Source organism: Roseateles sp., from assembly GCF_039929605.1.
GTDB lineage: Bacteria > Pseudomonadota > Gammaproteobacteria > Burkholderiales > Burkholderiaceae_C > Pelomonas.
In genome coordinates, this window is sequence record NZ_JBDSQX010000172.1 from 21,149 (window position 1) to 34,612 (window position 13,464).

A 13,464-nucleotide genomic window follows, 5' to 3' on the forward strand; every position below is an offset into this window, starting at 1 on the left:
GCTGGGCATGACTTATCGCGTGTTTGTTGACGGCCAGGAAGGCACGACGGGCTTGCGCATTCACGAGTACCTCGCCGCGCGTGCGGACATCGAGGTGCTGAAGATTGACGCCGACAAGCGCAAGGACCCGGCCGAGCGCGCGCTGCTGCTCAACGCGGCGGACGTGGCCTTCCTCTGCCTGCCCGATGTGGCCTCGCGCGAGGCGGCCTTCATGGTCAACAACAGCCGCACCTGCCTCATCGACGCCAGCACGGCCCACCGCACGGCGCCGGGCTGGGCCTTCGGCCTGCCGGAGCTGGCCCGGGGCCAGCGCGGCGCCATTCAGGCCAGCAAGCGCATTTCCAACCCGGGCTGCCATGCCAGCGCCTTCATCCTTGCCGTGCGCCCGCTGGTGGACGCCGGCCTGCTGCCGCGCGATGCGGCGGTGAGCGCCACGTCCATCACCGGCTACTCGGGCGGCGGCAAGTCCATGATTGCCGAGTACGAACAGCAGCCGTTGCCCGCCCACCTGCAGGCGCCGCGCCCCTACGCGCTGGGCCTCAAGCACAAGCATCTGCCCGAGATGGCCGCCCACACCGGCCTGGCGACGCCGCCGGTCTTCATGCCCATCGTCGGCAGCTTCTACAAGGGCCTGGCCGTCAGCGTGCCGCTGCACCTGAGCCAGCTCAAGGCGGGCACGACGCCGGAGCAGGTGCAGGCCGCGCTGGCCGCGCATTACGAGGGCGAGCGCTTCATCAGCGTCAAGCCGCTGCGCGAGGGGGAGGCCGGCGCCTTCGACGGGCAGGCCTGCAACGACACCAACCGCGTCGACATCTTCGTGTTCGCGTCGGACACGCAGGTGCTGCTGCTTGCCCGCCTGGACAACCTCGGCAAGGGCGCCAGCGGCGCGGCCGTGCAGTCGATGAACGTGCACCTGGGCCTGGACGAAAGCCTCGGTCTCGTGTGAGGTGAAACGTGGCGTTGCGCAGGAGCGCAGCGTCGCGATACTCCGCCGGTCTTGACGACAGGAGGAGCCCGTGGGCCAGACCCGACCGTTGCCCGAGCACGAGCAGCTGCTCGACGCCGTGCACATCGCCAGCCCCGGCGACCCGCTGGGCCTGACCCTCGCCAGCGTAGACCAGCGCTCGCGCCAGAGCATGGCCCAGCAGGCGCTGCGCTGGACCTATGTGCTGCGCTCCCGCCAGCGCTGGCTGCGTGACGCCAAGGTGCGCGACCAACACCAGGCCGACGCCGCCGAGACGCTGCGCATCCTGGGCCTGGGGCCGGCCGAGCTGCAGGCGCTGGGCGAGGCGGACACGCTGGTCGTGCGCGTGCCCTACACGCACGAGGCCATCTGCTGGGAAGGCCGCATCTTCCCGTGGGAATACGTGCTGGCCGCCGCCACGCGCGAGCAGCGCCGCGCCGCTGCCGACGGCCCCAAGCCGCTGACGGTCATCCGCGAGTTGCAGGTGCAGCACGAGGTGGAGGGCGCGTGGCAGCCGGTGCCGCGCGCGGCCGTCGTCTTCCCGGCGTGGAAGGACTTCCGCGTGCTGTTCGTCAACGCACTGCCCACCGAGCTGGGCGAGCGCTGGACGGTGGACGCCGAGCTGAAGAACCTGGCCGCCGCGCTGCCGCCCGACGTGCCGGCGCCGCGTGTTTTGAACTACCCGAGCCTGGAGGAGCTGACCGCCGAGCTGAGCGCGCGGCCGCCGCATCTGCTGCACGTTGCCGGCATGGACAGCCACCAGGGCCTGCGGGAGCTGGGCATGTTGATCGGCAAGACCGCGCTTGTTGAGGCGCCCGATTCGGACGCCGCCGACGCGCCGAGCCGCGTGCAGCTCATCGACGACCTGTTGGCCGATTCGCGCCGCGTGCTGGACGGCCTGCTGCTGCGCGGCGGGAACGGCTATCCGCGCCTCGTGCACGCCCAGGCGCTGGCCCAGGCGATGGCCGGCGCGGTGGGCAAGACACCGCCCTACCTGACGACGCTCAACGTCTGGAACAGCGCCGCGCGGCTGGCGCCCATGCTGATCGCCGAGGGCGCCACGCGCGCGGCGCTGGGCTTCCAGGACGCCTTCGAGGACTCGCTGGCCGAGTACGCCATCACGCAGCTGCTGCGCCAGCTGTTCGCCACCGGCTTCGACCTGCCGGCCGCGTTCGCCACCGTATGGGAGGAGGTGCGGGCGTTGCCCGAGTCGGTCGATGCGACGGGCGTGACGCTGTGGCTGGACGGGCCCGTCTTTGTCGACCCCGCCACGCGCACGGCGCACGAGGCCCGTCGCGCGATGGCTGCCGCAGAACGCAAGCCGACGTCGAGCGAAGTGCGTTGCGCCATCGAGCCCTTCCCCGAGCTGAACTACGCCGTGCTGCACAACGCCCAGCCGCTGTTCCGGCGCTTCGTGCTCAGCTGCGACGCGCCCGAGCAGGCCGAGCCGGTGGACGTGGAGGTGTCCGTGCACATGGGCGCCGAGGAGGCGCGCTACGAGCGCCGCGTCGTCATGCAGTTCGAGCGCGAGAACCTCACCAAGGACATCCATGTGCCGCTAACGGCCGACGTGGCGCGCGGCGTGCACGAGGCCATCAACACCAGCCTGCAGGTGCGCGTGCGCCAGGGCAGCAAGGTGCTCTATCACGACAGCCACCGCCTGCGCCTGCTGCCGGTAGACCAGTGGCGCGACAACCGCCGCGACGGCCAGTGGCTGCCGTCGTTCGTGCTGCCGCGCGACCCGGCCGTGGTGGGCGCGGTGTCGCAGTCGCAGCGCTACAACCGCGTGCTGCGCGACGACCCGACGGCCGGCTTCGAGGGCTACCAATGCGTGCCCGACAGCGCCGTCACGCCCGGCGCGCGCATCGACGAAGAACTGCTGCTCGGCGTGGACCGCCAGGTCGAAGCCATCTGGGCCACGCTGCTGCACGACTGGCAACTCGGCTACATCAACCCGCCGCCCAGCTACAGCAAGCAGCTGGACTCGCAGCGCCTGCGCATGCCGAGCACCGTGCTGGCCGACCGCGCCGGCACCTGCATCGACCTGGCGCTGCTGTTTGCCGCCTGCCTGGAGCTGGTGGACATCTACCCCGTCGTCTTCCTGCTCGAAGGCCATGCGCTGCCGGGCTGGTGGCGCCACCCGTCCTTTCGCGAGGAATACATGCAGATGACCGGCAACTACAGCGGCGCCGTGCAGGCCGACGCCAGCGGCAGCTCGGCCGCCAACGCGCAGGCCGTGCCCTGGCATGCCGGCCGCGCCAGCTGGGACGAAGTGCGTGGCCTCATCCTGGACCGCAAGCTGGTGCCCATCGAGACGGTGCGGCTGACGGAGCACTGCGGCTTCGTCGAGGCCATCGAGGCCGGCGTGGAGGCGCTCGGCGACCGGGCCGACTACGACTCCATGCTGGACATCATCACGGCGCGGCAGCGGCAGATCACGCCGTTGCCGTTGTTGAGGGATGAGCGATGACCGCCGCTAGCCAGACGCTGTGGGCCCAGGTCGGCGATCAGCTCGACGTGCCGTCGCCCGGCGGCGAGGCGGGCCGCGCGCCCATCCAGCAGCGCCGCCGCCGCGGCTTCGACGCCAGCGCCGCAGACGGCCGCGCCGCCGTGCGCCTGCTGCGCAGCGATGGCGACGACGGCCTGCTGCGCTGGGTCTACGAGCCGCCCGTGCGCCAGCTCGGCACGCAGGGCCGGCGCAGCTGGCGCGCCTTTGCGCCGGAGTCGCGCGAGACGGTGCAGCGCATCGCCTTTCCCGAGCTGGGCGCCAACCAGCTGACCGACGCGCTGCGAGGGCTGGACCGCCGGCTGAACCCGGTGCTCGCCGCCATCACGTCGCCCAGCGAAGGCCTGCGCCGCTGGAACGGCCAGGCCTGGGCGCCGCTCGCGGCCGGCGAGCTGGCCGCGCTGAAGGGCCGCGTGCTCGTGCTCGTGCACGGCACCTTCAGCGCCAGCGCGATGTACGCCAAGGAGTTCACCGCCACGGTGGACGGCGAGACGCTGCTGCAGCGCCTGGCCGACGCCAGCGGCACCTACAACGCCGTGTTGGCCTTCGACCACCCGACGCTGAGCGTCGCGCCGTGGCTGAACGCGCTGGCCCTGCGGGATGCGCTTACGCCCTGCCCCGCCGAGTTCGACTTCGTCGGCCACAGCCGTGGCGGCCTGGTCATCTCCTGGCTGCTGCGCATGGCGCCCGAGCTGCGCGCCCGCCAGGCGCTGTTCGTCGGCACGCCGCTGGCCGGCACGTCGCTCGCCGCGCCCGACAAGCTGCGCCAGGCGCTGGACACGCTGGCCAGCTTTGCCGACGCGGTGACCGAGGCCGCCGCGCAAGCCCGCAAGGTCGCGCCACCGGGACTGGCCGCACTGGCCCTAGGCGTGGGCGGCCTGGCCTGCGTGCTGGGCAAGGTGCTGGAGCTGGGCGCCCGCACGCCGCTCGCTGACGCGGCGGTAGGCCTGGTGCCCGGGCTGCTGGCGCAGGGCCGCGTCAAGAACAACCTGGAGCTGGACCAGCTCTACCCGCTGCCCGCCGGCACCGAGGTGCGCGCCATCGGCGGCAGCTTCATGCCCAGCGAGGTCAACGAGCCGCTGTGGAAATTGTGGAAGCGCGTGACGAACCTGAAGGGCCAGGCGATGTACTACGGCGCCGACCTGATCTTCGACCAGCCCAACGATCTGGTGGTGGACAGCGCCTCGATGAACAAGCTGGGCGACCTGACGCTGGCGGCGCCGCAGTGGGAGGACCTGGGCGTGAGTGCGGAGACGCATCACACGAACTACTTTCAGGATTTGCGGGTGTTGAGTTGGCTGGATGGGCGGCTGCGCTGAGCGGAGCAGGGGCAGGCCGATGAAACGCATCATGTACATCGAAGACAAGTCCGCCGGGCTGGATGGCCACGGCCGCATTGGCTGGGTGGAAATGTCGCGCTCGGCGCGCTCATACACCTACGCCGGGCGGCGCTTCCTGAAGACGAAGTCCGGCTACAAGTACAACTGCTTCGAAGAAGGTACCGGCGCGCGCTACTGGATATCCGGGCCCAAGAGGCGGGGCGGGGACAAGCTGTACGGCGGCGCCGTGGAGATCGACGAGGATGCCAGGCTGGCGTACTGGACGGAAATCCGAGGTCGGCCGGAGTCCACGCATCTGACACAAGCTAGCTAGCGCGCCCGGCCCTCTTCCATGCCCGAATTCCTCGTCATCCTGGTGGTCTGGCTCGTCCTCAATGTGCTGGTGTCATGCCGCGTCACCAAAAAGCCAGGGGTCAGGTCTTTAATCTAAATCCCTAACTTGAACCTAAGCAGGGTTCGGGGTCAGGCCGTAAATCTAAACCCCCACCTTGCAATTCGACCGCGCGAACTCCAGCCCAGAGAGCGTCAGCGCATCGCCGGCCTCACCCGGCGCTGTCCAGCTTGTCCAACAGCGCCAGCGCCCGCTCAGGCTTGCCGCGTGCGGCCCGGGTTTCAAACCGCACCCGCGCGTCGTAGTTCGCCAGCGCCACGGTTGCCAGTTCGTCCACCAGCTTGTTGACGCTGATGGAATTGGCGCGCGCCAGGGCCTTGAGGCGCTCGTGCTTGTCGTCGGGCAGGCGGATGGTCAGGGTGGACATGGAAACACCTCCAGGCATTGCTCGGGCGTCAGGACTTGGAGCCCGGGAAACTTCAACTCACCGCGCGACAGGTCACGCAGGTTGCGCGTCACGATCACGTCGGCTTGCGCGGCGACGGCCAACTCGATGAGGTGGTTGTCGGCCTCGTCGGGCAGATTGGGCCGCCAGGCGTAGAACACCTCGACCCAGCGGCACCGATTCAAGAAGCCATCGAGCACCTCGCCGCGTTCGCTGGCACTCAGTGCAGAGCGCTCAAACAGGGCATCGCGCGCCAGCACGTCTTCGTACTCCGCCAGCAGCGCCGGCCCCAGCACCGCCTGGTAGCGGCCCGTCAGACAGGCCCTGAGCACCGCCCGCGCGCTGGCCCCACCTGGCAACAGCACGGCGACAAGGATGTTGGTGTCGACAACGATGATCGGCATCGCAAAAAGATAGCACATATGCTGTCACCCTAGATCCGGCAGTTGGGCGCGCAGCGCTGCCTACCGAAGTGGTGAACGCCGAGCAACGCGCAAGGCGTTGATGCGTCAAGACTTTCGATGAGTAGCGAGCGGTCAACTGCCGGATCTAGGGTCACCAGCTCCCCGATCTGCCGGCAAGCCCCGGTAGGTCAAAGGGAGGCGCGACGCCCCGCTGCGCCGAACCGCAGCGTTACCATCCCGCCGCCCAGCGCCTGGGCGCCACTCGGGAACCCATGCCCGCACTCAGCCGTCTCGTTGCGTCCGTCGCCATCGCCCTGGCTCTCAGCCCGGCAGCGCCCGCGCAGACCCCGTCGCAGGCAGCGATGTTCGAGAAGCTGTCCGCGCTTGCTCAGGGCGGCGACGCCGAGGCCAAGTACCACCTGGGCATGTTCCTGAACAACGGCATCGGCACGGCACGCGACAACCCGGCGGCCTACAAGCTGTTCACCGAGGCGGCGGCGGGGCATGAGCTGGCGGCCTACAAGGTGGGCTGCTATCTGGCGGGTCAGTTTCCGGGCGTGGTGCCGGTGAACCAGGCCGAGGCCTTGAAGTTCAAGCTGCGCGCGGCGGAGGCCGGCTATGCGTTGGCGCAGCAGGATGTCGGCGTGATCTACCGCAAGCAGCAGGACCCGCAGAACGCGACGCTGTGGTGGGAGCGCGCTTCCCGCCAGGGCGAGGTGCAGGCGACGGCCCTCTTGGCACACCACCTGTCGGGCGATGCCTCGCCTGACCTTGCCAAGAGCTATGCGCTGATGCTGGTGCTCAAGCAGCTCACGCCCAAGCCGCCACAGGAGTTGCTTGCGCAGATCGCCAAGGTCGAGCCGCAGCTGACGGCCGACGACAAGGCCAAGGCAGAAGCCATCCGCGCGACCTGGCTGACGGGCAAGTCGCCGCTGACGGTCCAGGCGGACACGGTCATGAAGCGGGTGCAGACGCTGTTGGCGTCGCGCTGAGAACGGGCCGGGTTCGGCCCACTTGTTCGACGTCCTGACCGCCGAGGTCAGCTCCACAATTGCGCTGACGCTAAGACCCATTCGCCCGCCGGGGCGCTTCTTACTCCGGTTTGCGAAACACCACCAGGTGCTGCCAGGGCAGCGTGCCCACGGTGCGCACCCATGCCAGCGGGTGTACGGCGGCTTCGCGTTTGATCTGCCGGTCGCTCATCTTGTGCAAGTCCTTGATGGGCACGTTCCGGTCTTCGGCGCGGTACTCGACGAACCCCAACGCGGCCATGTCGGCCCCCGGCTCTAAACTGCCGCCCATGTCTCGCCGCGCCGCCCGCAAGCTGACCACCGTGTTCTTCACGGTGCTGTCGCTGCTGTTTTCCCAGCTGGCGCTGGCTCGATACGTCTGCCCGCAGCAGGCACACATGGCAGCGATGGCCTCCATGCTGCAAGCAGGCACGCCCTGTGTCGGCATGGATTCGCAGTTGCCTGGGCTGTGCCACCAGCACTCGGCGGATGCCGGGCAGTCCTTCGAGGCGGTCAAGCTGCCCACGGCTTCGCAGCCGCTGCTGATCCAGGTGTTGGCGCTGCCGCTGCTTGCAGAGGCCGACGAGGTCTCGGCGATGCCGCCGGGCGCCGTGGGCGAAGCGCACCCGCCGCCAGACCCGCTCTTCCTCGCCACGCTCAGGCTGCGCGTCTGAGCCACTCCGTCGACTGACTGGCGCCGGCGCGGTGAAACCGCTGCCGGCAAACGCTGTTTGTCTTCGGAGTTCCCATGATCACGCTTGCGTTGCGTTCGGCCGCATTGGCGGCCGCGCTGCTCCCCACCCTGGCGGGTGCGGCAGCCCTGTCCCTCGAACAGGCGCTGGACCTCGCCGTCCAGCGCTCAGCCACCATGCAGGCGGCGCAGGCCGGCACCTTGAGTGCAACCGAAGCCGCACGCGTCGCCGGCCGCCTGCCCGACCCGGTGCTGAGCGCGGGCATCGACAACGTGCCGGCGACCGGTCGTGACCGGTTCACCACCACCGCCGACTTCATGACGGCGAAGCGCGTGGGCCTCAGTCAGGAATGGTTGTCTGCCGACAAGCGTGCCGCCCAGCGCGCAGCCGCCCAGGCCGCGGTCGACCGGGAGGCTGCGGCGGCACATATCGCCGCCGCCGAGACCCGCCTGCAAACGGCGCTGGCCTATGTCGACGCCTTCTATGCCACCGAGACGCTGCAGCTCACCGACCTGGCCGAGCACTATGGCCAGGAGGAGTTTGAAACCGCCCGAGCCAAGCTCGCCGCAGCGACCGGCACTGGCCAGGAGGCGCTCGCCATGAGCAGCGCACGCGGCGTTGCGGAGGATGCCGCTGCCGAGGCAAGGCAGGCGCAGCGCCAGGCGCAGATCCAGCTTTCACGATGGACCGGCGAAGCGGTCGAAGGTCTGGCGGCCCCGGCGTTCGCGGCGCCACCCGACGAACCGGCCTTCGTCGCCAGCCATCCCGCAGTCGTCGCGGCGCAGCGCGACGTTGAGCTGGCTCGTCAGGAGGCCAGCGTCACGCAAGCCAACCGCCAGCCGAACTGGACCTGGTCGTTGTCCTACGGCCAGCGCACGGGCTATGGGGACATGGTGTCGGCCGGCGTGAGCATTCCGATTCCCATCGCCCCGGCTCGGCGCCAGGACCGTGAGACGGCATCCAAGCTGGCCCTGGTCGACAAAGCCCAGGCCAACCTGGCCGAGGCAGAGCGTGTCGCCGCCACCGAGTACCGCAGCCTTGCCACCGACGCAGAGCGCTGGGCGCAACGCCTGCAGCGCTACCGCGCAGCGGTGCTGGAGCCGGCCCGCCAGCGCATCGCTGTAGCGACGGCCGGCTATGGCTCGAATCAGGCGCCGCTGGTGGCGCTTTTCGAGGCACGCGACGCCGAACTGGCCGCGCAACGCAAGCTGCTCTCGCTGCAGCGCGAGCTGGCGCGGGCCCGCGCCCAACTGGCCTTCAAACCCGTTCCTGAAGGAGCCGCACGATGAAGCGCGCCCATGCCCTCACGCTGGTCGCCGTCGCGGCCGCCGCCCTGCTGGCGGGAGCCTTCTTTGCCGGTCGACTCAGCGCCGGCAAGCCGCCGACGGCAACGCCAGCGTCCACCGCCGCCTCCGCGCCAGCGCCAGCGCCCAAGGTCCTGTACTGGCACGACCCCATGGTGCCGGGCCCCCGTTTCGACAAGCCCGGCAAATCGCCGTTCATGGACATGGAGCTGGTGCCCGTGTACGCCGATGAGTCGGGCGATCCGGGCAATGGGGGCGTCAGGATCAACGCCACCGTGCAGCAGAACCTGGGCATTCGCACGGCGGCCGTGACGCGGGTCGACGTCGCGTCCGGCTTCGACGCCGTGGGCACCGTGCAGTTCAACGAGCGGCTGCAGGTGGCCGTGCAAAGCCGTGTCGCCGGTTTCGTCGAGCGGCTTTATGTGCGTGCGCCGATGCAACGGGTTCGCCAGGGCGACGCGCTCGCCACCGTGTTCGCGCCCGAGTGGCTGGGCCCGCAAAACGAGCTGCTGGCGCTGAAGCGGGCAGGCGCGGCCGCCGATCTGATCGCGGCGGCGCGCGAGCGGTTGCGGGCGATGTCCGTGCCCGAGGCGCTGGTTCGTCGAAGCGAAGAGGCGGGCGCAGCGCAGGCGCGCTACACGTTGAGTGCGCCCGTCGGCGGAGTCATTGCAGAACTCGGCGTGCGAGACGGCGCGGCGGTCAGCCCCGGCATGACGCTGTTCCGCATCGCCGGCCTGAGCAAGGTCTGGGCCGTCATCGAGGTGCCCGAGGCCCAGGTGGCTCAGCTGCGGCCGGGGCAGAAGGTCTCGGCGACGCTGCAATCGGATGCCACGCGCAGCTTCAAGGGCACGCTGACGGAGATCCTTCCGCAGGTCGACCCGAGCACGCGCACGCTGCAGGCGCGCTTCGAGGTGGACAACGCGGCCGGCCAGCTGACGCCGGGCATGCTGCTGCGCTTGCAGGTGGCGGGCGCCAGCGTCTCGCGCCTGGTGGTGCCGGCGGAGGCGGTCATCCGCACCGGCGCCCGGGCCGTCGTCATCGTGCGCAAGGCCAACGGCGCCTTCGAGCCGCGGGACGTCAAGCTGGGTGCTGAGTTGGGCGAACGGTTCGAGGTGGTCGAAGGCCTGAGCGAGGGCGATCAGGTGGTGGCCAGCGGGCAGTTCCTGGTGGATTCGGAAGCTCGCCTGCGCTCGGTGCTGGGCGGCATGGCCGCTGCATCGGCCACCTCGGCCGCATCAGCCGCATCGGCGCCGGCCGAGATGCCGACGCCCAGGCCAGGGGGCGCGCAGTGATCGCCGCCCTCATCCGTGCGTCGATCGCCAACCGCGTGCTGGTGCTCATCGCCACGGCCTTCCTCGTCGCGGTGGGGCTGTGGTCGGCGTTGCACACGCCGGTGGATGCCTTGCCTGACCTGTCCGACACCCAGGTCATCGTTCGCACCACTTACCCGGGCAAGCCGCCTCAGGTGGTGGAGGATCTGGTCACGTATCCGCTGACGACCACCATGCTCAGCGTGCCCGGCGCCAAGACCGTGCGCGGCTACTCCTTCTTCGGCGACTCGTTCGTCTACATCCTCTTCGACGACAAGACCGATCCCTACTGGGCGCGCTCACGCGTGGTGGAGTACCTCAACCAGGTTCAGAGCAAGCTGCCGCCGGGAGCCATCGCTGCGCTGGGCCCCGATGCCACGGGCGTGGGCTGGGTCTACGAGTACGCGCTGGTGGACCGGACCGGCAAGAACGACCTGGGGCAACTGCGCGCGTTGAACGACTGGTTCCTGAAGTTCGAGCTCAAGACCGTGGCTGACGTGGCCGAGGTGGCCAGCGTGGGCGGCATGGTGCGGCAGTACCAGGTCGTGCTGGATCCGGATCGCATGCGCGCCCAGGGCGTCACGCATGCCATGGTGGTCGACGCGCTGCGCAAGGCCAACCAGGCCACGGGCGGGGCCGTCGTCGAGATGGCCGAGACGGAGTACATGGTGCGCTCGACCGGCTTCCTGAAGTCGCTCGACGACTTCCGTGCCATCCCGCTGAAGGTCGTGGGCGCGACACCGGTGCTGCTGCGTGACGTCGCCTTCGTCCAGGTCGGCCCGGAGCTGCGCCGGGGCGTTGCCGAGCTGGACGGCGAGGGCGAGGTCACGGGAGGCATCGTGGTGATGCGCTCGGGCAAGAACGCGCGCACCGTGATCGCGGCGGTCAAGGCCAGGCTGGATGCGTTGAAGCCCAGCCTCCCACCCGGCGTCGAGGTGGTCGAAACCTATGACCGCTCCAAGCTCATCGATCGCGCCATCGACAACCTGCGCGAGAAGCTGGTGGAGGAGTTCATCGTCGTCGCGCTGGTCTGCGTGGTGTTCCTGTTTCACCTGCGCTCGGCGCTGGTGGCCTTCATCACGCTGCCCGTGGGCGTGCTCACCGCCTTCATCGTCATGCACTGGCAAGGCGTCAGCGCCAACATCCTCAGCCTGGGCGGCGTCGCCATCGCGCTGGGTGCCATGGTGGACGCCAGCGTCGTGCTGGTGGAGGCAGCGCACAAGCACATCGAGCATTTCGAGGCGCAACACGGCCGCCAGCCCCGCGACGCCGAGCGCTGGGCGCTGATGGCGAAGGCCGCCGTGGAGGTTGGGCCGGCGCTGTTCTTCTCGCTGTTGGTGATCACGCTGTCCTTTCTGCCGGTGTTCACGCTGGAGGCCCAGGAAGGCAGGCTGTTCTCGCCGCTGGCCTTCACCAAGACCTATGCCATGGCGGCGGCGGCGGGTTTGTCGGTGACGCTGGTGCCGGTGCTGATGGGCTACCTGATCCGGGGCCGCATCCCGAAGGAGACGGCCAACCCGGTGAATCGCTGGCTCATCGCGGCGTATCGGCCCACGCTCGAGGTTGTGCTTCGGTTTCCCAAGGCCGTGCTGGCGGCCGCCGCACTGGTGCTGGCCGTGACGGCGGTGCCCGTGATGTGGCTCGGCGGCGAGTTCATGCCGCCGCTGGATGAAGGGGACCTGCTCTACATGCCATCGGCCTTGCCGGGCATTTCGGTGGCCAAGGCGGCCGAGGTTCTGCAGCTGACGGACCGCCTGATCAAGACGGTGCCCGAGGTGGAACGGGTCTTCGGCAAGGCCGGGCGGGCCGACACCGCCACCGACCCGGCGCCGCTGGAGATGTTCGAAACCACGATCCAGTTCAAGCCGCGCGCGCAGTGGCGCGCCGGTATGACGCCGGACAAGTTGGTCGAAGAGCTGGACCGCGTCGTCAAGGTCCCGGGGCTGTCCAACGTGTGGGTGCCGCCCATCCGCAACCGCATCGACATGCTGGCCACCGGCATCAAGAGCCCGGTGGGCATCAAGGTCGCAGGCGCGGATCTGGCGGCGCTGGACCGTCTGACCGCGCGCATCGAGGCGGTCGTCAAGGCGGTGCCTGGCGTGTCTTCCGCGCTGGCGGAGCGGCTGACCGGGGGGCGCTATGTCGATGTCGATGTCGATCGCCTGGCTGCGGCCCGCCATGGCCTTGCCGTGGCGGACGTGCAGGCCATCGTGTCCTCCGCCGTCGGTGGCGACAACGTCGGCGAGGTCATCCAGGGGCGCGAGCGCTTCCCCATCAATCTGCGCTACCCGCGAGAGCTGCGGGACTCGCTGGAGCGACTGCACCAGTTGCCCTTCGTGACGCTCACCGGCGCCACGGTGTTGCTGCAGGACGTAGCCCGCATCCACCTCGAAGAGGGGCCGCCGATGATCCGCAGCGAGAACGCGCGCCCGTCGGGCTGGGTCTACGTCGACGTGCGAGGCCGCGACCTGCGCTCCGTGGTGCGCGACATGCAGGCGGCGGTGGCGGCGCAAGTCGCCATGCCGGCCGGCTATGTGGTGTCCTGGTCGGGCCAGTTCGAGTACCTGGCACGCGCCACCGAGCGACTGAAGCTGGTCGTGCCGCTGACCCTCGTGGTCATCTTCGTGTTGCTCTATGTGTTGTTCCGTTCAGCGGCAGATGCCGTGCTCGTCATGGCGGCCGTGCCGTTCTCGCTGGTGGGCGGCTTCTGGCTGATCTGGGCGCTGGGCCATGCCATCTCGGTGGCAACGGCCGTGGGCTTCATCGCGCTCGCGGGCGTGGCCGCAGAGTTCGGCGTGGTGATGCTGGTCTACCTGAAGCAAGCCCATCAGCAGCGCCTGGCGGCCGGGGCGGAAGACGACGAGCAAACGCTGCTGGCCGCGATCCGCGAGGGCGCGGTGCAACGGGTGCGGCCCAAGGCCATGACGGTCGCCGTCATCATGGCCGGCCTGCTGCCCGTGCTGTTCGGTCACGGCGCCGGCTCCGAAGTCATGACGCGCATCGCCGCGCCGATGGTGGGTGGCATGGTCAGCGCCCCACTGCTCAGCATGCTTGTCGTGCCAGCGGCTTGGTATCTGCTGCATCGCTGGCGCTTGCGCCGCCGCGTGCGGGAGGTGGCGGCGTCGGGGCGGGCGGCAGGAACGGGCTAGCGCTGCAGC

At 69.7% G+C, this 13,464-nt stretch carries 12 protein-coding genes; 9 read left to right on the forward strand and 3 right to left on the reverse strand.

Features of this window, described 5'->3' with window-relative positions:
• The first annotated feature begins 7 nt into the window (after nt 1–7).
• The 4 genes from argC (at nt 8) to ABIS05_RS23190 (ending at nt 5,123) form a co-directional block, all read left to right on the forward strand.
• Complete coding sequence (gene argC, locus ABIS05_RS23175) at nt 8–946, forward strand: N-acetyl-gamma-glutamyl-phosphate reductase (protein ID WP_348010459.1); 939 nt, start codon at nt 8–10, stop codon at nt 944–946.
• A 70-nt stretch (nt 947–1,016) separates the two neighbouring features.
• Complete coding sequence (locus ABIS05_RS23180; RefSeq protein ID WP_348010460.1) at nt 1,017–3,434, forward strand: hypothetical protein; 2,418 nt, start codon at nt 1,017–1,019, stop codon at nt 3,432–3,434.
• Nucleotides 3,431–4,789, forward strand: a complete 1,359-nt coding sequence (locus ABIS05_RS23185) for an alpha/beta fold hydrolase (protein WP_348010461.1) — start codon at nt 3,431–3,433, stop codon at nt 4,787–4,789. Before ABIS05_RS23180 ends, ABIS05_RS23185 begins: the two co-directional genes overlap by 4 nt.
• 19 nt (nt 4,790–4,808) lie before the next feature.
• Nucleotides 4,809–5,123 (forward strand): 1-deoxy-D-xylulose-5-phosphate synthase, encoded by a 315-nt coding sequence (locus tag ABIS05_RS23190; RefSeq protein ID WP_348010462.1) that lies wholly within the window; start codon nt 4,809–4,811, stop codon nt 5,121–5,123.
• Nucleotides 5,124–5,352: 229 nt separating this feature from the next.
• Here the strand turns inward: ABIS05_RS23190 and ABIS05_RS23195 are convergent, their stop codons facing one another.
• Together ABIS05_RS23195 and ABIS05_RS23200 are read right to left on the reverse strand one after the other, a co-directional pair.
• The gene (locus ABIS05_RS23195) at nt 5,353–5,568 is read right to left on the reverse strand and encodes a toxin-antitoxin system HicB family antitoxin (RefSeq protein ID WP_348010463.1); all 216 of its coding nucleotides are present in this window, start codon (nt 5,566–5,568) and stop codon (nt 5,353–5,355) included.
• Entirely contained in the window at nt 5,556–5,990 is a 435-nt protein-coding gene (locus ABIS05_RS23200; protein ID WP_348010464.1) for a putative toxin-antitoxin system toxin component, PIN family, read from the reverse strand. Before ABIS05_RS23200 ends, ABIS05_RS23195 begins: the two co-directional genes overlap by 13 nt.
• Before the next feature lie 272 nt (nt 5,991–6,262).
• Here ABIS05_RS23200 and ABIS05_RS23205 point away from each other — a divergent pair, with 272 nt between their 5' ends.
• Entirely contained in the window at nt 6,263–6,982 is a 720-nt protein-coding gene (locus ABIS05_RS23205) for a tetratricopeptide repeat protein (RefSeq protein WP_348010465.1), read from the forward strand.
• Nucleotides 6,983–7,082: 100 nt separating this feature from the next.
• Here the strand turns inward: ABIS05_RS23205 and ABIS05_RS23210 are convergent, their stop codons facing one another.
• Nucleotides 7,083–7,292: a hypothetical protein gene (locus ABIS05_RS23210; RefSeq protein WP_348010466.1), complete on the reverse strand. Its 210-nt coding sequence runs from the start codon at nt 7,290–7,292 to the stop codon at nt 7,083–7,085.
• Between ABIS05_RS23210 and ABIS05_RS23215 the strand changes: the two genes are divergently transcribed.
• From ABIS05_RS23215 to ABIS05_RS23230, 4 genes are all read left to right on the forward strand, one after another.
• Nucleotides 7,291–7,674: a hypothetical protein gene (locus tag ABIS05_RS23215; RefSeq protein WP_348010467.1), complete on the forward strand. Its 384-nt coding sequence runs from the start codon at nt 7,291–7,293 to the stop codon at nt 7,672–7,674. The two genes, ABIS05_RS23210 and ABIS05_RS23215, sit on opposite strands and share 2 nt — an antisense overlap.
• A gap of 74 nt (nt 7,675–7,748) precedes the next feature.
• Nucleotides 7,749–8,981, forward strand: coding sequence for a TolC family protein (locus tag ABIS05_RS23220; RefSeq protein ID WP_348010468.1), 1,233 nt, complete (start codon nt 7,749–7,751; stop codon nt 8,979–8,981).
• Nucleotides 8,978–10,288, forward strand: coding sequence for an efflux RND transporter periplasmic adaptor subunit (locus ABIS05_RS23225; protein ID WP_348010469.1), 1,311 nt, complete (start codon nt 8,978–8,980; stop codon nt 10,286–10,288). Before ABIS05_RS23220 ends, ABIS05_RS23225 begins: the two co-directional genes overlap by 4 nt.
• Nucleotides 10,285–13,455 carry an efflux RND transporter permease subunit gene (locus ABIS05_RS23230; RefSeq protein ID WP_348010470.1) on the forward strand — a complete coding sequence of 1,057 codons (3,171 nt, stop codon included), beginning with the start codon at nt 10,285–10,287 and terminating at the stop codon, nt 13,453–13,455. The genes ABIS05_RS23225 and ABIS05_RS23230 overlap by 4 nt, the downstream gene beginning before the upstream one ends.
• The last annotated feature ends 9 nt before the right edge of the window (nt 13,456–13,464 follow it).